Below are 17,285 nucleotides of genomic sequence, written 5' to 3'. Positions count from 1 at the left end.
AAAACCCATGCATGAAGTGGTGAACCCGTTCGACCTTTCCGTCATCGGGAGTGTGCCGACGCATGATTGGGAGGCGGTTGACGCTTTCCTTGCGCGGGCAAAGGAGCTTTCCGAGGACCGGACGGCGTGGAAAAAGCCGCATGAGCGCGCGGCCATCCTGCACCGTGCGATGGAGATCATGAAGGATCGCCGCGATCATCTGGCCATGCAGGTCGCGGCAGAAGGCGGCAAACCCCTGATCGATGCGCGGGTCGAAGTGGACCGAGCGATCAACGGGATGGAGCTTTGCATCCACGAGATCGGCTCGCTTAAAGGCACCGAAATCCCCATGGGCATTACGCCTGCGGGCGATGGCCGCCTTGCCTGGACCTCGCGTGAGCCGATTGGGCCGGTGGTGGCCGTTTCAGCGTTCAACCACCCGCTCAATCTGATCGTCCACCAGGTTGCCCCAGCGGTTGCGACAGGCTGTCCGGTGATTGTGAAGCCTGCTGGCGACACGCCGCTTTCATGCTTTGAATTCATCGACATCCTGCATGAAGCAGGCCTTCCCAAAGAGTGGGCCAAGGCGGTTGTGACACCGCGCGATGTCTCCTCCAAAATGGTGGCGGACCCGCGCGTGGCCTTCTTCAGCTTTATCGGTTCGGCAGGGGTGGGCTGGTCGCTTCGTTCACAATTGGCACCGGGCACGCGCTGCGCATTGGAGCATGGCGGGGTGGCTCCGGTCATCGTCGACAAAAGCGCCGATTTGGCAAGCGCTGTACCAAGCCTTGTTAAGGGCGGGTTCTACCACTCCGGTCAGGTGTGCGTATCGGTGCAGCGGGTGTTCGCGCATTCCGCGATCATCGATGAATTGGCGTCTGCGATGGTGGAAGAGGTCAAGAAGCTCAAAGTCGGCAATGCGATCCACGAGGATACCGAATGTGGCCCCCTGATCCGTCCCAAGGAATGCGACCGGGTGGCGCAATGGGTGGACGAGGCCGTTTCTGCCGGTGCAACGCTGCTGTGTGGCGGCAAGAAGCTGTCGGATACGACCTACGCTCCGACACTGCTCCTTAACCCGCCAGCCGATGCCACGGTTTCCCAGAACGAGGTGTTCGGGCCGGTGGTGTGCCTCTACTCCTACACGGATGTTGACGCAGCGATTGCGCAAGCGAACAGCCTTGATGTGTCATTCCAGGCGGCGGTTTACACCAACGATTTGGCAGGGGCGATGCACACCTATCGCCATATCAACGCCTCTGCCGTGATGGTGAACGACCACTCCGCCTTCCGCACCGACTGGATGCCCTTTGCAGGGCTCAAAACTTCGGGCCACGGCGTGGGCGGCATTCCTTACACCTGTCACGAGATGACGATTGAAAAGATGATCGTGATCAAGAGCTAGTCAGTTTTGCGCGGCCCCATCCGGGGCCGCATCCTCACTAGACGCCCTCCGCGTGCGCCGCGGACACGCTGCGGGCGCGTGGTCACGCTTGCAAGCCTGCGGCTCGTTCGGGCGCATCTCAACTCTCCTCCAACAACAACAAGACCGCCGTCACAATCATCCGTTCGTGCATCCCGAAACGGTGATCCACCTCGGTGATTGTTGCATCGGCGACCAATTGGCCGGGGATGGTGAATTCGTGCTCTGGCAGGCATTCGATCAATTCCTCGCCAATCGCGACAGCCTCCGCGCCTTCAAAGCGCAAGGTGACCTCGTGCCGCGTGCCGGCAAAGGTGATTGAACTCCACGCTTTCTCCTCGTGTTTGACACAGGTAGCGCGACTTGCAGACAGGTTCAGCAGCGCCTCGCGCACACGGTCCGCCGTTGTGCGGCGCGCGCGCATGGGGTGGCCCCTGTTTGTGACCTTTGGTTCGCTTTGGGGCGTGGCCGATTTCGTCTCAAGCGCAGGGCGGCGAAGCAGAGCGCCAAGCGCGGTCCCAATGGCTGAACGCCCAAGGTTTTGCGGATCAAGCAGCATGGCGAAATCCTTTCACTTCAAGAGCGGGCGGGGCCATCATCGGCGTGTTGGTGTTCGGGGTGGGGGCAGCAATGCGGCGGAAAGAGTGCGGGCGCGCACCCTCGGGATGCTGCGCATCATATTGCGCCATCCATTTGAGCGTGCGTTCTTCGGTTGCGGGGCGCGGGATGCGGCCCATGCGCAGGTCCAGGACAAACCGCGGGTCGTGGGCGGCAAGGCGTCCAAATTTGGTCGCGGCCATTTGGTGAGCTTGCAGGAAGCATTCGACTTTTCTGATCAACATTTTTGATCCCTTTCGGTGTTCGATCCATCACTACCGAGCTCACTACCTGCACCGTGATTCGCTCAATGTTCCTATAATGTTCCAGCTCAATTCCTACTTGTCTAGGAAAAATCTTTCGTGTAGGAAGGATTTGGTAAGGATGTTCGCCGAGACATCGCCGAAAGGGGTTTGAATATGAGCCAGCCAGATGCACGTAACCGCTTGGCACAATTGTCAAAAGATCGCGGGGCCAGCCTTGCGAGCCTGTCGGAATTGCTTGGAAGAAACACCTCTTACCTTCAGCAATTCATTAAAAAAGGCAGTCCGCGAAAGCTCGAAGAAGGGGATCGCAGGACCCTCGCGGAGTTTTTTGGTGTGGACGAATCCGAGCTTGGCGCGCCGGAAAGTACGGCTAAGGAAAAATCCTACATACCGCGCCGATTGGCTCCTGAAACGGGCTATATCGACGTGCCCCGGCTCAATATCGGTGCGTCCGCTGGGCCGGGCGCTTTGCCGGATGCCGAGGAGGCGTTCGATGCCTTCCGCTTTTCACGCCGCTGGTTGGCGGAACAAGGGTTGGAAGGCGCAAAGCTCCAAGCGATCACGGTTGAGGGCGACTCGATGGAGCCGCTTTTGAACGATGGCGATGAGATCCTGATCGACACGAGCGAGCGCCCGTTCCGCGATGGTGTCCACGTGGTCCGCCTTGGTGATACGCTAATGGTGAAACGCGTCGCGCAAGCAGGGGCAGGGCGGTTTTCGCTGCTCAGCCAGAATTTGGCATACCCGCCGGTAGATGTGGCAGCGGACGAGATGCAAGTGATTGGGCGCGTGGTTTGGAAGGGGGGGCGGATATGATCTCCCAAAAGCGGCTTCTTGCTGCAATTCTTTTGGCTTCGATCGTGAACGCCATCCTGATGGTGACTGTGTTCAGGGATGGAAATGCGATTTTGGATGGCCGAGTTTTTGAGGCTGCCTACTGGTCGACAACCCGACCACATCTTGGGTCAATTCTAGTTGTAGCGTTATTCGCATCAGGGCTCACAGGAATAGGCTTATTCTTACTGCTCATCATCGCGAGGCCTTTCATCCCGCATGTCTTAGCGGGTTGGCTTGCTAAAGTACTGTTCGTTCTGACCGGCTCCGGGCTTGGCTTTTTGATGACGCTCGTCTTGTTCGGCGAAGAGTTGGGCGCATTCTATGGATTTGTCACTGCGGTGTGTTTTGCGGTAATGTGTTCCGATTGGTTCAAGTACTGGCAGCAAAAGCAGCCCTAACCCCGCCGCCGTTTGAGCCAGTCCTTATGCTCCGCCTCGGTCTGACGCCATGCTCCGAACACCGAGAGGTCCCTATCCGGCTTACCCGTGCGCCCAAGCGCATAAATCTGGCCGTAGAACCAGAACTGCACTGCGAAGCTTGCTGCGGCGCGCAGAGCTTTGATGCCGGTGAGGAAACGCAACGCGGGCGGGAAGAGCGACAATTCGTCTTCGTAACGGTGAAGGGCGGCCGCGCCTTCGAGCAGGCGCTTTGGCCCGTCGGGGTCCGCGCATAGGGGTCTGCCTAGGCCGATTATGTCCGCCGCGCCGCTTTCCAATGCCTGTTCCATTGCCGCTTTGGTGCGAAAGCCGCCTGTGACCATCAGGGGCACTTTGCACGCCTCTTTCATAGCCATGGCAAAGTCGACGAAATAGGCCTCTCGCTTAGCGGTTGAGGCTTTGACATTCGGGTTCTCGGCAGGCTCCATCCCTTCGATGCCGAGGAGCTTGGGCTGTTCATAGGTGCCGCCCGAAATCTCGATGAGGTCGACGCCAAGCTCCTCAAGCCAGCTTACCACCTGAACGCTGTCCTCAAAGGCAAAGCCGCCTTTCTGGAAGTCTGCGCTGTTGAGTTTGACGCTGATGGGAAACTCGGGGCCGACCGCCGCGCGCGATTGACGGATGACTTCGGTGAGCACGCGCGCGCGGTTTTCTAGGCTTCCGCCGTATTCATCGGTGCGCTGATTGGTGCGCGGGGAAAGGAATTGCGAGATGAGATAGCCATGCGCGCCGTGGATTTGCACGCCGGTAAAGCCGACCTCCTTGCAGGTCCGCACCGCGCGAACAAAGCCTGCGATGATCTCTTCGATCTCGTGGGCCAAAAGCGCGACGGGCTCGCCAAACTGACCGCCGGGAATGCCGACTTTGACGGCAGAGGGCGCCTTGGGATGGGGGTTGACGATCTTGAAGCACTGGCGCCCAGCATGGCTGATCTGTGCCCAGAAGTGGTTGCCGTTGGAGGTGCCCGCCGCCGTCCATTCGCGGAACCGTGCAAGCTCTGGCTCGGTCAGTTCGCGGTCGATAATGACATTGCCGGGGCGCTCCAGATGGTCGGCATCAATCTGGATATTGCCTGAGAGCAGCATACCCGCGCCGCCCTCAGCCCAGATGCGATAGAGCCGCGTGAGTTCTGCCGTGGGGAGGCCTTGCGGGTCAGCAAGCCCCTCGGTCATCGCCGCTTTCGCCAACCGATTGGGCATCACCGCGCCGCAGGGCAGTGTGAGTTCGCTTGCGAGTGTCATTGTTTTGTTTCTCCCCGTTTCGACTAGTCATAGCGAACGGGTCTTAGGGCGAAACCTATTTTTTGGCAGCGCTGCTGGCGGGTGCTTGCATTTGTTCCACGCCCGCGCCATTTCCTCACTCATGACCGACACGCCCAAACAGCCGCCCCAGAAAACACCACCAATGAAAGCCGCCATCATCCCTGTGACGCCTTTGCAGCAAAACTGCTCGCTTATCTGGTGTACAAAGACAATGAAGGCGGCGCTCACCGATCCGGGTGGGGACTTGCACAAGCTTAAAGACGGCATTGCCAAGGCAGGCGTGACGCTCGAGAAAATCCTCATCACACACGGCCACTTGGACCATTGCGGTCAGGCGGGGATGCTGGCGGAGGAGATGGGCGTGCCTATCGAAGGCCCGCACAAAGACGATCTTTTCTGGATTGAGCAACTCGACAGCGACGGTGCGCGCTATGGGATGGAAGCGAAAAGCTTCACGCCTGACCGTTGGTTAGAGCAGGGCGATACGGTGACGGTGGGCGACCTCACCCTCGATGTGATCCATTGCCCCGGCCACACGCCCGGCCATGTGGTCTTCGTTCACGGCCCCAGCAAGTTCGCGATTGTGGGCGATGTCCTGTTCCAAGGCTCCATCGGTCGCACAGATTTCCCGCGCGGCAATCATCAGGACCTGATCGATTCGATAACTCAGCGCCTGTGGCCACTGGGCGAAGACATAACCTTCATCCCCGGCCACGGCCCAACGAGCACCTTCGGGCGCGAACGCCAAACCAATGCGTTTGTGAGTGATTACGCGTTGAGTTGAGCTGGCGCGCTTTTCAACGCGCCAGACTCTTTTACATCACTCCGCCAGCGATTAACGCCGCCACCACGGCCAGCCCCAGCAGCGTCAGCATCGAGACAAGCGTGCCGATCATCCGGCCCACCTGCATTGAACCGCCGTCCATGCCAAAGGCGTGCGCAATGCGGCCCACGATGAAGAGACCTGCCACCCACGCAAGCCATGGCTCTCCGCGCCCCGACAGCTCAATCACAGCCAGAAGGATCAGCACAAAGGGCGCATTCTCGACGAAATTGGCCTGTGCGCGCATTCGGCGGATGAGGTTCTCATTGTCCTCATCACCCACCGAAATCTTCTCTGCCTGACGCACAGCGCCAACGCGCAGCATCAGCCAGATATTCAATATCGCTGCCGCAGCAGCCGACGATAGTGTCACAGGGAGCAGTTCCATCAGGCGATCCTCTCACGGTCGTAAAGATTCAGGGTCGTATAGATTCAGGGTCGTATAGATTCAGGGTCGTATAGATTTAGTCGTAATTTTGGTTTTAATCAGCAACTGAGTTAGCGGAACTCAGCAGCCCAAACAACGGCCCAATTGTAGCTTTTGCGTCACGCGCTGCTTGCAAGCTTGGAAATTTCCGTTATATCGCGCGCCTTCCCGCCCGTTCAGGCTCGGACCCGCATTTGCGAGGGTTATTCACCTTGTGCAGAGCGCGACCTTGCCGTAAGGGCGTCACCGAACAACAAAAGGCGCAGAAATCCGCGCTTTGCAACGCATTATTTAAGGAAATGGCTGAGCCATGGCAGTCCCTAAGAGAAAAGTATCCCCGCATCGCCGTGGAAATCGCCGTGCGCATGATTCGCTCAAAGTGGAAGCGTTCACGGAATGCTCCAACTGCGGTGAATTGAAGCGCCCGCACATGATGTGCAACGCATGCGGCCACTACAACGGCCGTCTGGTGCTTGCCCCCAAGGGCGTTTAACCCGTCACTAAAGAAGGACTTTGCGCATGACCCTCCCGCGTATCGCAATCGACGCGATGGGCGGCGATGAAGGCGTGCGCGTTATGGTCGAGGGCGCGGCGCTTGCTCGCCGCGAGCATCCCGGCTTTCACTTCCTGCTTGTCGGCGATTCTGAGCGGATTAAGCGTGCGCTGGAAAGCCATCCGGGCATGGCAGGAGCGTCTGAAATCCTGCACTGCGACGACGTGATCAGCGGTGATGAACAGCCATCCAAAGCCATTCGCCGGGCCAAGACCACCAGCATGGGCCTTGCGGTCAATGCGGTAAAAGAAGGTGCGGCTGGCGCAGCGGTAAGCGCGGGCAACACCGGCGCTTTGATGGCGATGAGCAAGATTGCGCTGCGCACTCTTCCTGGCATTGATCGCCCGGCGCTTGCCGCTCTTATGCCCACGCTTGAGCCGCACGATGTGGTGATGCTCGACCTTGGCGCCAATACCGAAGCGGACGCGCGCAACCTTGTGCAATTTGCGGTGATGGGCGCTGCGTACTCGCGCATCGTCAACGGGTTTGAGAGCCCGACAGTGCGCCTCCTCAACATCGGGACCGAGGACAACAAGGGCACAGGCGCGCTTCGCGATGCCGCGCTGCTTTTGACCGAGGCAAAAGGGCTTGCGATGAAGTTTGACGGTTTCGTCGAAAGCGACAAGATCAATCGCGGTGAAACGCATGTTGTCGTGACCGATGGCTTTTCCGGAAACATCGCGTTGAAGGCTATCGAAGGATCGGCCCGCTTTGTGACCGACCTTTTGCGCCAGGCATTTACAAGCTCGCTGCGGTCAAAAATCGGCTTTCTCGTCTCGCGGCCTGCGACCGAGCTTTTGAAGCACCATCTTGACCCCAACAACCACAACGGCGCGGTTTTCCTCGGCCTCAACGGGGTTGTGGTGAAAAGCCACGGCAGCGCAACAGCCAAGGGCGTGGCGCAGGCCGTAACAGTTGCCGCCCGACTTCTGGAAAACCGTTTGATCGACCGGATCGCGGAAGACTTGGGCGAATTGGGCCCGAATTTTTAAGGGCGAGGCCTTGAAACGTAACGGAAACGGGCCGAAAGCGGCCCCAAGCGATACGTAACGTCAACCATCGGAGCTTTGCTCGTGACAGGATCAAAAGTGCCTACCTCGCGAATCGTGGGGTCGGGCTCGGCTCTGCCAAAGCGCGTTGTCACCAATGCCGAAATGGCCACTATGGTCGACACGTCCGATGAATGGATTGTCGAGCGCACGGGCATTCGCCAACGCTATATCGCGGGCGAGGGTGAGACGACATCGACGCTTGCCATTGCTGCGGCAAAGGCGGCATTGGAAGATGCGGGGCTTACAGCTGGCGATATTGATCTGATTGTTCTGGCGACCGCCACCCCTGACAACACTTTCCCGGCGACCGCGACCAAGGTTCAGCACGCGCTGGGCTGTAATGGCGGGATCGCTTTTGATGTGGCGGCGGTTTGCTCCGGCTTTCTTTATGCGCTGACCACTGCCGACTCGCTGCTTTCGACCGGCAAGGCAAAGCGTGCGCTTGTGATCGGGGCCGAGACTTTTAGCCGGATCCTTGATTGGGAGGACCGCACGACCTGCGTCCTGTTTGGCGATGGGGCGGGCGCTATTGTGTTGGAATCGCCTGATTCATCCGATTTGGCTGAGAAAAGCGGGACTAAAGCCCAGCCCGGTATCATCGCGAGCAGCCTTCACGCTGACGGCGCGCAGCACGATCTGCTCTATGTTGATGGAGGCCCGTCAACGACGCAAACGGTTGGCCATTTGCGCATGCGGGGGCCAGAAGTGTTCAAGCACGCGGTCGTGAACCTTTCCAATGTCCTCAAAGAAGTCATTGAAGATGCGGGCGTTTCTGCCGATGAAATCGACTGGATCGTCCCGCATCAGGCAAACAAACGCATCCTTGATGCAACCGCGCGCAAGCTCAAAATCTCGCCTGATCGCGTCATTGTGACTGTGGACAGCCACGCCAACACATCAGCCGCGTCGGTTCCGCTGGCCTTTGATACGGCACGCAAGGATGGCCGGATCAAGGCAGGGGATCTGGTACTGATGGAGGCGATGGGCGGCGGATTTACGTGGGGCGCAAGTCTTATCCGAATCTGATCTCAATTTGTATAGATGCGCCAGATTTGTGTGATACCAACACTTCATTTGCGCAGGCGTGGGAAAAGCCTTATGCTCCCATCACTTAATGGGTCGCGCCGATCAGGGAGTTTTGCATATGATGCGTTCAGTTGGCACTCTTACTCGGGCCGATCTGGCCGAGACGATCAATCGCAAGATGGGCTTTAGCCGCGCTGAATCGCTCGATCTGGTCGAGGCCATTTTGGAAAAGATGTCCGATGCCTTGGCGAATGGCGAAAACGTCAAAATCTCCGGCTTTGGTAGCTTTGTGCTGCGCGACAAGAATGAGCGTGTTGGCCGCAACCCCAAGACCGGCGTTGAGGTTCCAATCACGCCGCGCCGTGTACTGACTTTCCGCGCAAGCCAATTGCTCAAAGAAAAGATCGCCGGCGCGTCATAACGCGAGGCGATTATTGGGATGAAAGCGCGCTGAAATGGCAGACTTCGCAGACGGTAAAGCGAAAAGCGCCTTTCGCACGATTGGCGAGGTTAGCGAGGCGCTGAATATCAAGCCTCACGTCCTGCGCTATTGGGAGCAGCAGTTTTCGCTGCTCAAACCGATGAAGCGCAGCGGCGGGCGCAGGCTTTATCGCCCAAGCGACATCGAAATGGTCGAGGCGATCAATCGGCTCGTCAACGAAGAGGGCTATACTCTCAAAGGCGCAGAGGCTGTTCTGCGCTCCGAAGGTGTAGCCGGGTCCGAGCGCCGCAAAAGCGAACGCCGCGAATTTGACCGGCGCGATGGCGAAGAGTTTTCACCCGGTGCGCCTCAACCGGAGGCTTCTCAGCCCCAGACTGCTGCTCAATCTGGTGACGGGTCGGCAATCGCTGAAAGCATCGGAAAGCTAAAAGAAATTCGCGCCCGGCTTGCACGCGCGATTGAAGCTTAGGATGACCCGTGGGGTTGTTTGGTTTCGGCAAAGGAAAACCTGCGACCAAACCCGCATTTGAACCCAAACCAAGGCGGATAACGCCTTTCGAGCAAGCCGATAAGAGGCGTTTCCACGATCTGCTTTGTAACGGTGTGATTGCGGAAAATGTGGGCAGCTTTGAGGCGCTTTGCGAAACCTACGCTGCTTTACAGGCTGAGCATCCTGACAAACGTGTTCTAGCGACGCTCGATAATCCCGGGCAAGCGCTCTACACATCAGTTCACGCGACGCAGAAGCATCAGCTCGATGCAGTCGAAGGACATGACTTGTCCTCGCTACCTCGTGAATGCTTCGAGGACGGAGAGCATATCGGTTACCTGACCACGGAAGCCGAACTTGCGATCAGGCTGGTGAACCTTAAGGCGCTTTCTGCACAGATGTCCTTCGATGATGCTTGCGGTCTGCTCGATTGGCAGGCGGGGGATGACGAAGGACCTGCCTTTCCCGATGCGTTGATCCTTGATCCGGACGCTGCACTTGCGCCCGATCTGGTGCGTGAAATCCACTTCCAATTTGTCCCTGTCGACACAGCCGCTGACGCATTGGCGGCGCTGCCGAATGGGTATTTCAGCTCTGATTTGACCCCGATGCAATGCTACGCGGTCGCGCGGCATTTTGAGACGCATCACGGGTTGAAATTGTCTGGTGTGGGCGCAAGCAATCTCGGATTTTTCCGTGATCGTGCGCTGGAAAGCGAGGAGGCCAAGGCGCTCGCTCGGGATATCGCGAAACTTTATTCCGCTGCGCCTGGCGATGCTGTTCAGAGGCTTTCCGATGCCTTGGTCGGCAGGAAATGGCTGCTTCTGCGCTATTCTGAGTGGTGAGCAGGGGGCTATTCCGCCGCCATTAGGGCCGCTTCGCCCAGATCCACGCTGACAAGGCGCGAGACGCCTTGTTCGGCCATTGTGACCCCGAACAACCGGTGCATCCGGCTCATCGTGACCGCATTGTGAGTGACGATGAGATAGCGCGTCTTGGTGGTCTCCACCATGGAATCCAGCAGGTCGCAGAAGCGCTCGACATTGGCGTCATCGAGCGGCGCGTCGACCTCGTCGAGAACGCAAATGGGCGCGGGGTTTGTGAGGAACAGGCCGAAGATCAAAGCGGTCGCGGTCAATGCCTGTTCCCCGCCTGACAGAAGCGAAAGGCTCTGCAATTTCTTGCCCGGCGGCTGCGCATAAATCTCAAGGCCTGCCTCAAGCGGATCATCGCTATCGACCAGCGCAAGATGCGCTTTGCCCCCTTGGAACAGGCGGGTGAACAGCACGCGGAAGTGGCCGTCGACCTCTTCGAATGCGGCGCGAAGGCGTTCGCGGCCTTCACGGTTGAGATTGCCGATGGATGCGCGCAGGCGGCCCACCGCTTCGACCAGTTCGGCTTGTTCCGATGCGCTTGTGCCGTGCTCTTCCTCGATCCGGGCAAGTTCATCTGCGGCGACAAGGTTCACCGGACCAATCCGCTCGCGGCTGGCGGTGAGGCGCTCCATCTCTGCGCTTTCGGTGGAGGCGGGCTCGACGCTCTCTTCGTCGAATTCAAAGCGTTCGGCGAGAAGCGGGGGCGGGCATTGGAATTTCTCGCCCGATATTCGCGCCATTTCGGCCTGCCGCGCCTCTTCGTTTTCCGCGCGCGCAGCCAGAGTGGCGCGGCCTTCGCGGGCAACGGCGAGCGCTTCTTGCGCAGCTGCAAGCTGGCGATCCGCATCTGCAATCGCGTCCTGGCAGCGGTCCATCTGGCTTTGCGCTTTTTGCAGGTCCTCGGTCAGGCGCTTGGCGATGACATCGCCTTGCTCGATCTCGGCCATCAAAGACGCAGGCTTGGCGGCATAGACCGCGTGCTCCTGACTGATTTCTTCAAGGCGGTAATTGGCATCGGCCACGCGCTTGGTCGCCTCGCCCGAACGCGCTTGCCAATTGTTCTTGTCAGCCTGTTGCGCGGCCAGTCTTTCGCGGGCAACCGCGAGCCCTTGATCGTGCGCCGCAAGCTCAGCCATCGCCGCCTGCACGCCGGATTTCGCCGCCTCATGCTTGGCGCGGGCGGCTTCGAGAGCGGCGCGTCCGGTGTCGGGCGAGGGCAGGGCAGAGCGCGCTTCCTCGGCGGCTGTCACCTCGGCCTTGGCGGATGAAAGTTGCTCTTCGAGCTCCTCGCTGGATGCAGCCAGTTCCTCAAGCCGCGCCGCATTGCGTTCGCGGGCGGCCTCTGCCTGGTCGAGACGGCGCAGGGCGCTGCGTTCGGCCTCAATCGCGCCGGCAAGATCGCGTTCCTGTGCGACCAGACCCGTCTGCAATGCGGTCAGTTCTTCGCGCGCGGAAGTTTCCTCAAGCGCTGCTTTATCGACCGCCTCGCGCAATGGGGGAAGCTGGACTTCCAACTCGCTTAGCCGGTTTGCGGCTTCCAAGCGCGCTGCCTCAGCCGACCCTTCGCCGCGTGCGATAAAGCCGTCCCAGCGGCGCAGATGGCCAGCTTTGGTGACGAGCCATTCGCCCGGATTTAGCGCGCGCCCGTCATCGCTTTCGGCGACATGGACAAGAGCCAGACGCGCGCGCAATTCGTCTGGGCAATCGGTGATTTGGTCGAGCAGGCTGTCTGCCACGGGCGAGGGGCCGCCGGTGCCGCCGGTCCAGAACCGCCCATCGGGATTGTCAGGGGGAAGGCCCAGAGGCGACTTCGCATCGCGGCCAAGCACAGCGGCAATTGCGCGCTCATATCCTTTGGCAATGCGCACTTTGTCCAATGCTGCGGGAAGGCCGACGCGGCCCTTTTCGCGTTTGCTGCGTGCGTCGCGGTCGCGCACAAGCGCCGTATATTCGCGCTCGATCCCGGCAAGCTCCGCCTTCGCATTGGCAAGCGCGGTTGCCGCATCATCGCGCGCGGTTTGCAATTCGCCCTTGCGTGATTGCTCTTCCTCAAGGCGGGTGCGCAGGCGGGCCACTTCGCTTGTCGCCGCATCCACCGCTTCACGCGCGGCAATGACATCGGCCTCAACGTCCGAACCATCGGCAAGCTCGGCGCGCGTTGCTGCGATCCGCTCGCCTTCGCGCTCCAACCGGCTGAGCCGCGTTTGCGCCTGTTCAATCGCCGCCTCTGCCACCCGCCATTCGGCCTCGACCCCGGCATGGTCAGCGGTCGCTTTCGCCAGAGCAAGCTCGGCGGTGCGGCTGGCGCGTTCGGCATCTTCGCTGCGATTGGCAAGGGCAGGGCGCTCGCCCTCGGCTTTGGTGACGCTCGCCTGCGAGGCCTCAACCTCGCGTTCGAGCCGTGTCAGGGCCTCGGCCGCATCCTTGGTCAGGCGGTCGGCATCCTTGCGGTCTTCTTCGAGCCTTGTGCGCTGACGCTCCAAATCCTTGAGGCGCTGTTCTGCCGCGTCCAGTTTCTCCGACAAAGCCGCCATGCGGTGCCCATGCGCGCTTGCATCATCGCGCCGGTCGGCCAGCTCTTCGCGCGCTTCTGCCAGCGTCGCGGCTGCTTCTGCCTGCTGCTTTTGCGCCTCGGTGGCTGCGGCTTGGGCCTGTGTAACGCGGTCCTCTGCCCCTTGGGCTGCCGCGCGGGCTTCTTTCGCCGCATAGGCCGCATCGCGCCAGCGGGCAAAGACAACGCGGGCCTCTGCGTGTTGGATCTGATCGGTCAGCTTGGTGTAGCGCTCGGCCTGCTTCGCCTGACGCCTCAATGACGCCATTTGCGAGTCCAGCCCCGCCATGAGGTCTTCCAAACGCTCCAAATTCTTCTCGGTCGAACGAAGCTTGCTCTCTGCATCCTTGCGCCGGACGTGAAGGCCAGCGATTCCCGCCGCTTCTTCGAGCATCATGCGCCGTTCGGCAGGCTTTGCCGCGATCACCTGAGCGATCTTGCCCTGGCTCACCAATGCAGGCGAATGCGCGCCCGTTGCCGCATCGGCAAAGGTCAGCGCCACGTCTTTTGCGCGCACGTCGCGGCCATTGACGCGGTAGGCAGAGCCAGCACCGCGCTCGATCCGGCGAGTGACGACAAGCTCTTCGCCCTGATCGTCGGTCGCGTGCAGGATGACTTCGGCAAAGGCGCGCTGGGGCCGGGTATCGGTCCCTGCGAAGATCACATCCTCCATCCCGCCAGAGCGCATCGACTTGGCCGAGGTTTCCCCCATGACCCAGCGGATAGCCTCAAGCACATTGGATTTGCCGCAGCCATTGGGGCCAACGACCCCGGTAAGGCCCGGTTCAATGCGCAATTCAGCCGGTTCTACAAAGCTTTTGAAGCCTGAGAGTTTGAGCCGGCTGATCTGCATGGCGGTGGTTTTGTGTTCCTCGTTATTCCTGACGCGCCCCGGCGCGTTGCAGGGTCGCCTCAAGGTCTTCCCAACCAAGCGTATCAAGCTTGCGGTCGTTGAGGATAAAGGTTGGTGTCGCCGTGATGTTCAGCTCTTTGCCTTGCTCTGCCGAATTGTCGGCAATGCTTTGGATGGTGTCCGTATCGGTCAAGCAGGTGCGCTGTTGATCGGCCGAAAGGCCGCGCGCTGCGAAGAAGTCGATAAGGCCAGCGGCTTCTGCGATCATCACAAGACGCGTGTCGATGGGTGCGTTGCCAGCGGCTTCGTATTGAGCCTGATTGCGGTTCACGTTTTCAAAGATTTGCGGCAGAAAACCCCATGCCTCGTCAGAGAGAACCTGCATATTCTCTTTCGCGCCGCAGCGAACAAGGGTCGCGACAGTCAAGTCGATCGGGTCACGCACAAGATTGCGCTGTTCAAAGCTGACAACGCCGGTTGCGACGTATTCCTTGATGCCCGGTTTTGCCTGAGCCGAGAACGCTGCGCAGCCGCCGCAGGTGTGCGAAGCGTATTCCACCAGCTTCAATGGCGCTTCAGGATTGCCAAGAACATAGCCGTCGAAATCGCTGACCGTGACGGTTTCACCCCAATTGGTGCCATCAGGCGCTTCGATGGGAGCGATGACATCGCCTTCAAGGTCGCCATCGGCAGCATCCCCGCCGCATGCGGCAAGGACAAGCGCAAGAGGCGCGGCAAAGGCGAATTTCAATGAGCTTTTAAAGGCGGTCATGACAGTCAAGAATCCTCTGATTTAAGCAAAAAGACTATACGCAAGGCCGCACGCTCGAAAAGAGCATCCTATCGGCAGCCTGTGCAAAAGGGAGTGGATAGGTGAAATCCCATGAGAAATCACGCCGACTTATCTGATAAAGCGCGTGAAATTGGCTCCTCTTGAGGCGATTACTTTGATGAATTTTCAGGTTTGAACCGCTGTGCGATGACTGGGTAAAGCGTGCCCCATGCGTGAACCTCGTTCAACAACTTACCGTCCAAGGCAAAGCTTGGGGTTGAATTGACGGAGAACTCTTCGCGGTCCGCTGCGCCGTTTTGCACGAGCTTTTGCGCGGCTGCATCATCGCTAAGGCAGGTGGTGATATCCATTCGGCTTGCGCCGCGTGTCGCGAGCATATCATCAAGGTCAAGCGCCGCTGCCATGCTGAGGCGCGCAGATTTGCTGCCCGATGCCCAGGACGCGCGTTGAGCCTCAGGGGCGGTGCGCGCTTTTTCGAGCCATTTGTCCTGCTGCATCAGATACATCCGGTGGCGGTCCTTGAACCCTTCTGCACTGCCGCATTGGACAAGCATTGAGACGGTGAGATCAACCACATTACGGATGACGGGGCGCACTTCGACATTCATGTGACCCGGGGCAAGTAGCGCCAGGTCCAGCGCGCCTTCGCCTTCGCGTGCGAATGTTGCACAGTGGCTGCAGGTGTAGCTGATCCATTCGATGAGCGATGCTTCGGCCTGCGGGTTGCCGATCATATGGCCGCGATCAGTGGCGACGACTTCTGCGTGCCACGATGCGCGGCGGCCAGAGCCTTTGAACGCGCTTGGCACGTCTTTTAGCTGGTCTGCCCCGTCCTGTACGCTGCTGTCGGCGTCTTGGGCCGTTGCCGGCCCGCCCGCAACAGCCACACCCAAGGCCAATCCAAAAGCACTCACAGCGCTAAAAGCTGCTCGTTTGAAGGGTTTCATGTCTTAATCGTCTTCCCGTTAATTTTCAGGCTCTTTATCACCCAGACTGCGCGCCAGCGATTCCAATACGGTGCGCAGTTCCGGATCCCCGATATCGCGCAAACTGTCCCCCAATTCCATCGGAATGGGTTTGAGCGATGGCGGCGGCTTGGGGCGGGCGATGCCAGAGGGAGGCTTAACCTCGCCTTGCCGGATTTTCGCGCGCGCCACGGCCTTGTAACCAAAGAAGCGGTTCACCCGTTCGATAATCTCCGGCAGCACTTGCTGGATCAGCGGCGCGTGCGCGGGCTTTACCACCAGTTGCAATATGCCCTCGGACTTTTCACCGGGGGGGAAACGGATCGCTTCGGGAGAGCACACCAATGCATGGGTTGGCCCCACAATCTCGGGCCAGCGGGTGACAACGCTGCTTTGCACAAAGCCAAAGCGGCGAAAGGCGGTGCGGCCGATTTCGGGCATCAGATCACCGATGGCCTTTGCGCCCCGGCCACGCGGACGGGTGTAGGGCTTGCCCGCTTTTTTGGGCCGTCCTTTTGAGCCTGTTCCCTTTTTCGGGGGCTTTTTGTCGGTGTCGCTTCCCATGGTGCAATTGCCCATGCCATAGCCGCACCGTGACCGCCACCATATCTGACACTCTTTTGGACTGGTATGATGCCCATGCCCGCGCGCTTCCCTGGCGCAATGCGCCGGGAGCGCCGCCGCCAAACGACGATGCGTGGCCTTACCGCGTGTGGTTGTCGGAGGTCATGCTGCAACAAACAACAGTTGCGGCGGTGAAGCCTTACTTTGAAAAGTTCACGCGCATTTGGCCGACCGTCTTCGATCTTGCCGGGGCGAGCGATGAGGACGTGATGGCGGCCTGGGCAGGCCTTGGATATTACAGCCGCGCGCGCAATCTGGTGAAATGCGCGCGGGTTGTGGCGCAGATGGGCGGCTTTCCCGAAACCGAGGCGGAATTGCTCAAACTGCCGGGGCTGGGTGCCTACACCGCCGCTGCCATCGCAAGCATCGCCTTTGGTCAGCGCGCGGTTGTGGTGGACGCCAATGTGGAGCGGGTGGTCTCGCGACTGTTCAATATCGAAGAGCCGTTGCCGGGCTCTCGCAAAGCTATTCGCGAGAAGACGGACACGATTACGCCTGAGGTGCGCGCTGGCGATTTTGCGCAAAGCATGATGGATATAGGCTCGCAAATCTGCACCAGCAAAGCGCCGCGATGCCTTTTGTGCCCATTATCCGACGTGTGTGAGGGACGGGCCGCAGGCGAGCCTGAGCGCTTGCCCGTCAAACCTGCGAAAAAGGCAAAGCCCGAGCGGCGTGGAACCGCTTTCTGGATCGAGCGTGAGGAACGCGTGTGGTTGGTCAAACGTCCGGGCACCGGAATGCTGGGCGGGATGCGAAGCCTGCCTGATGATGGCTGGAGCGCGCGCTCAAATGGCTGCGACGCGGCTCCGCTTGAGGGCGAGATGACAAGCCTTGGCGCAGTAAGGCACACCTTCACCCATGCGCATTTAACGCTCGAACTGGTGCGAATTGACGGCGCTGCTGTGCCTTCTGGTGAGGGTGAATGGTGGCCTTTAAGCGAGATAGAAGCGGCGGGGCTTCCTACACTCTTTGCCAAGGCCGCGCGGCTGGCGCTGGCCTAAAAGCAGGGC

The 17,285-nt window shown here is 59.7% G+C and carries 19 protein-coding genes; 11 read left to right on the top strand and 8 right to left on the bottom strand.

The annotated features are described in order from the left end of the window. Nucleotides 1–7: 7 nt before the first annotated feature. On the top strand, nucleotides 8–1,384 hold the full coding sequence (locus tag EH31_RS04310; RefSeq protein WP_034958287.1) for an aldehyde dehydrogenase family protein: 1,377 nt from the start codon (nucleotides 8–10) through the stop codon (nucleotides 1,382–1,384). Between the two features lie 118 nt (nucleotides 1,385–1,502). Here EH31_RS04310 and EH31_RS17930 read toward each other — a convergent pair whose 3' ends face one another. Next, entirely contained in the window at nucleotides 1,503–1,961 is a 459-nt protein-coding gene (locus EH31_RS17930; RefSeq protein ID WP_081853209.1) for a hypothetical protein, read from the bottom strand. Further along, the gene (locus tag EH31_RS17715) at nucleotides 1,951–2,244 is read right to left on the bottom strand and encodes a hypothetical protein (protein WP_034958285.1); all 294 of its coding nucleotides are present in this window, start codon (nucleotides 2,242–2,244) and stop codon (nucleotides 1,951–1,953) included. The genes EH31_RS17930 and EH31_RS17715 overlap by 11 nt, the downstream gene beginning before the upstream one ends. Nucleotides 2,245–2,418: 174 nt before the next feature. On the opposite strand from EH31_RS17715, the gene EH31_RS04295 reads away from it, so the two are divergent. Then, a complete protein-coding gene (locus EH31_RS04295) occupies nucleotides 2,419–3,081 on the top strand; it encodes a S24 family peptidase (RefSeq protein ID WP_034958284.1) in 663 nt (220 codons plus the stop codon). After that, a complete protein-coding gene (locus EH31_RS04290) occupies nucleotides 3,078–3,500 on the top strand; it encodes a hypothetical protein (protein WP_034958283.1) in 423 nt (140 codons plus the stop codon). The genes EH31_RS04295 and EH31_RS04290 overlap by 4 nt, the downstream gene beginning before the upstream one ends. Here EH31_RS04290 and EH31_RS04285 read toward each other — a convergent pair. Further along, complete coding sequence (locus tag EH31_RS04285) at nucleotides 3,497–4,780, bottom strand: NADH:flavin oxidoreductase/NADH oxidase family protein (protein WP_034958282.1); 1,284 nt, start codon at nucleotides 4,778–4,780, stop codon at nucleotides 3,497–3,499. The genes EH31_RS04290 and EH31_RS04285 overlap by 4 nt on opposite strands. A gap of 163 nt (nucleotides 4,781–4,943) precedes the next feature. Here EH31_RS04285 and EH31_RS04280 point away from each other — a divergent pair, with 163 nt between their 5' ends. Continuing rightward, complete coding sequence (locus EH31_RS04280) at nucleotides 4,944–5,585, top strand: MBL fold metallo-hydrolase (RefSeq protein ID WP_034958976.1); 642 nt, start codon at nucleotides 4,944–4,946, stop codon at nucleotides 5,583–5,585. A 31-nt stretch (nucleotides 5,586–5,616) separates the two neighbouring features. Here the strand turns inward: EH31_RS04280 and EH31_RS04275 are convergent, their stop codons facing one another. Next, on the bottom strand, nucleotides 5,617–6,012 hold the full coding sequence (locus EH31_RS04275) for an MAPEG family protein (protein WP_034958280.1): 396 nt from the start codon (nucleotides 6,010–6,012) through the stop codon (nucleotides 5,617–5,619). Between the two features lie 349 nt (nucleotides 6,013–6,361). Here EH31_RS04275 and rpmF point away from each other — a divergent pair, with 349 nt between their 5' ends. From rpmF to EH31_RS04250, 6 genes are all read left to right on the top strand, one after another. Further along, a complete protein-coding gene (gene rpmF, locus EH31_RS17160; protein ID WP_081853208.1) occupies nucleotides 6,362–6,544 on the top strand; it encodes a 50S ribosomal protein L32 in 183 nt (60 codons plus the stop codon). Nucleotides 6,545–6,570: 26 nt separating this feature from the next. Next, nucleotides 6,571–7,596: a phosphate acyltransferase PlsX gene (gene plsX / locus EH31_RS04270; protein ID WP_034958278.1), complete on the top strand. Its 1,026-nt coding sequence runs from the start codon at nucleotides 6,571–6,573 to the stop codon at nucleotides 7,594–7,596. A gap of 96 nt (nucleotides 7,597–7,692) precedes the next feature. After that, on the top strand, nucleotides 7,693–8,682 hold the full coding sequence (locus EH31_RS04265) for a beta-ketoacyl-ACP synthase III (protein ID WP_034958975.1): 990 nt from the start codon (nucleotides 7,693–7,695) through the stop codon (nucleotides 8,680–8,682). A 118-nt stretch (nucleotides 8,683–8,800) separates the two neighbouring features. Next, nucleotides 8,801–9,103, top strand: a complete 303-nt coding sequence (locus EH31_RS04260; protein ID WP_199796992.1) for an integration host factor subunit alpha — start codon at nucleotides 8,801–8,803, stop codon at nucleotides 9,101–9,103. A 34-nt stretch (nucleotides 9,104–9,137) separates the two neighbouring features. After that, nucleotides 9,138–9,593 (top strand): MerR family transcriptional regulator, encoded by a 456-nt coding sequence (locus tag EH31_RS04255; RefSeq protein ID WP_034958277.1) that lies wholly within the window; start codon nucleotides 9,138–9,140, stop codon nucleotides 9,591–9,593. Between the two features lie 8 nt (nucleotides 9,594–9,601). Continuing rightward, nucleotides 9,602–10,459 carry a hypothetical protein gene (locus tag EH31_RS04250; protein ID WP_051698924.1) on the top strand — a complete coding sequence of 286 codons (858 nt, stop codon included), beginning with the start codon at nucleotides 9,602–9,604 and terminating at the stop codon, nucleotides 10,457–10,459. Nucleotides 10,460–10,467: 8 nt separating this feature from the next. Here EH31_RS04250 and EH31_RS04245 read toward each other — a convergent pair whose 3' ends face one another. From EH31_RS04245 to EH31_RS04230, 4 genes are all read right to left on the bottom strand, one after another. Further along, the gene (locus EH31_RS04245; RefSeq protein ID WP_034958276.1) at nucleotides 10,468–13,893 is read right to left on the bottom strand and encodes an AAA family ATPase; all 3,426 of its coding nucleotides are present in this window, start codon (nucleotides 13,891–13,893) and stop codon (nucleotides 10,468–10,470) included. 22 nt (nucleotides 13,894–13,915) lie between these two features. Next, entirely contained in the window at nucleotides 13,916–14,665 is a 750-nt protein-coding gene (locus tag EH31_RS04240; RefSeq protein WP_034958274.1) for a thioredoxin domain-containing protein, read from the bottom strand. A 170-nt stretch (nucleotides 14,666–14,835) separates the two neighbouring features. Continuing rightward, nucleotides 14,836–15,633: a thioredoxin domain-containing protein gene (locus EH31_RS04235; protein WP_081853207.1), complete on the bottom strand. Its 798-nt coding sequence runs from the start codon at nucleotides 15,631–15,633 to the stop codon at nucleotides 14,836–14,838. Nucleotides 15,634–15,651: 18 nt separating this feature from the next. Further along, nucleotides 15,652–16,230, bottom strand: coding sequence for a DUF721 domain-containing protein (locus tag EH31_RS04230; RefSeq protein WP_034958272.1), 579 nt, complete (start codon nucleotides 16,228–16,230; stop codon nucleotides 15,652–15,654). 14 nt (nucleotides 16,231–16,244) lie between these two features. Between EH31_RS04230 and EH31_RS04225 the strand changes: the two genes are divergently transcribed. Beyond that, the gene (locus tag EH31_RS04225) at nucleotides 16,245–17,276 is read left to right on the top strand and encodes an A/G-specific adenine glycosylase (RefSeq protein ID WP_034958270.1); all 1,032 of its coding nucleotides are present in this window, start codon (nucleotides 16,245–16,247) and stop codon (nucleotides 17,274–17,276) included. Nucleotides 17,277–17,285: the final 9 nt, after the last annotated feature.

It is taken from the genome of Erythrobacter longus (assembly GCF_000715015.1).
Classification (GTDB): Bacteria; Pseudomonadota; Alphaproteobacteria; order Sphingomonadales; family Sphingomonadaceae; genus Erythrobacter; species Erythrobacter longus.
Note: the sequence above shows the minus strand (reverse complement) of the source record. Positions and strands in the feature narration are given on the sequence as shown.

Bases quoted from the DNA above. Each gene is read 5' to 3' on its own strand.
- EH31_RS04275 (WP_034958280.1), bottom strand. From the start codon at position 6,012: ATGGAACTGCTCCCTGTGACACTATCGTCGGCTGCTGCGGCAGCGATA.
- EH31_RS04235 (WP_081853207.1), bottom strand. From the start codon at position 15,633: ATGAAACCCTTCAAACGAGCAGCTTTTAGCGCTGTGAGTGCTTTTGGA.
- EH31_RS04280 (WP_034958976.1), top strand. From the start codon at position 4,944: ATGAAAGCCGCCATCATCCCTGTGACGCCTTTGCAGCAAAACTGCTCG.
- EH31_RS17715 (WP_034958285.1), bottom strand. From the start codon at position 2,244: ATGTTGATCAGAAAAGTCGAATGCTTCCTGCAAGCTCACCAAATGGCC.
- EH31_RS04240 (WP_034958274.1), bottom strand. From the start codon at position 14,665: ATGACCGCCTTTAAAAGCTCATTGAAATTCGCCTTTGCCGCGCCTCTT.
- EH31_RS04230 (WP_034958272.1), bottom strand. From the start codon at position 16,230: ATGGGCAATTGCACCATGGGAAGCGACACCGACAAAAAGCCCCCGAAA.
- EH31_RS04285 (WP_034958282.1), bottom strand. From the start codon at position 4,780: ATGACACTCGCAAGCGAACTCACACTGCCCTGCGGCGCGGTGATGCCC.
- EH31_RS04245 (WP_034958276.1), bottom strand. From the start codon at position 13,893: ATGCAGATCAGCCGGCTCAAACTCTCAGGCTTCAAAAGCTTTGTAGAA.
- rpmF (WP_081853208.1), top strand. From the start codon at position 6,362: ATGGCAGTCCCTAAGAGAAAAGTATCCCCGCATCGCCGTGGAAATCGC.
- EH31_RS04310 (WP_034958287.1), top strand. From the start codon at position 8: ATGCATGAAGTGGTGAACCCGTTCGACCTTTCCGTCATCGGGAGTGTG.
- plsX (WP_034958278.1), top strand. From the start codon at position 6,571: ATGACCCTCCCGCGTATCGCAATCGACGCGATGGGCGGCGATGAAGGC.
- EH31_RS04290 (WP_034958283.1), top strand. From the start codon at position 3,078: ATGATCTCCCAAAAGCGGCTTCTTGCTGCAATTCTTTTGGCTTCGATC.
- EH31_RS04295 (WP_034958284.1), top strand. From the start codon at position 2,419: ATGAGCCAGCCAGATGCACGTAACCGCTTGGCACAATTGTCAAAAGAT.
- EH31_RS17930 (WP_081853209.1), bottom strand. From the start codon at position 1,961: ATGCTGCTTGATCCGCAAAACCTTGGGCGTTCAGCCATTGGGACCGCG.
- EH31_RS04255 (WP_034958277.1), top strand. From the start codon at position 9,138: ATGGCAGACTTCGCAGACGGTAAAGCGAAAAGCGCCTTTCGCACGATT.
- EH31_RS04260 (WP_199796992.1), top strand. From the start codon at position 8,801: ATGATGCGTTCAGTTGGCACTCTTACTCGGGCCGATCTGGCCGAGACG.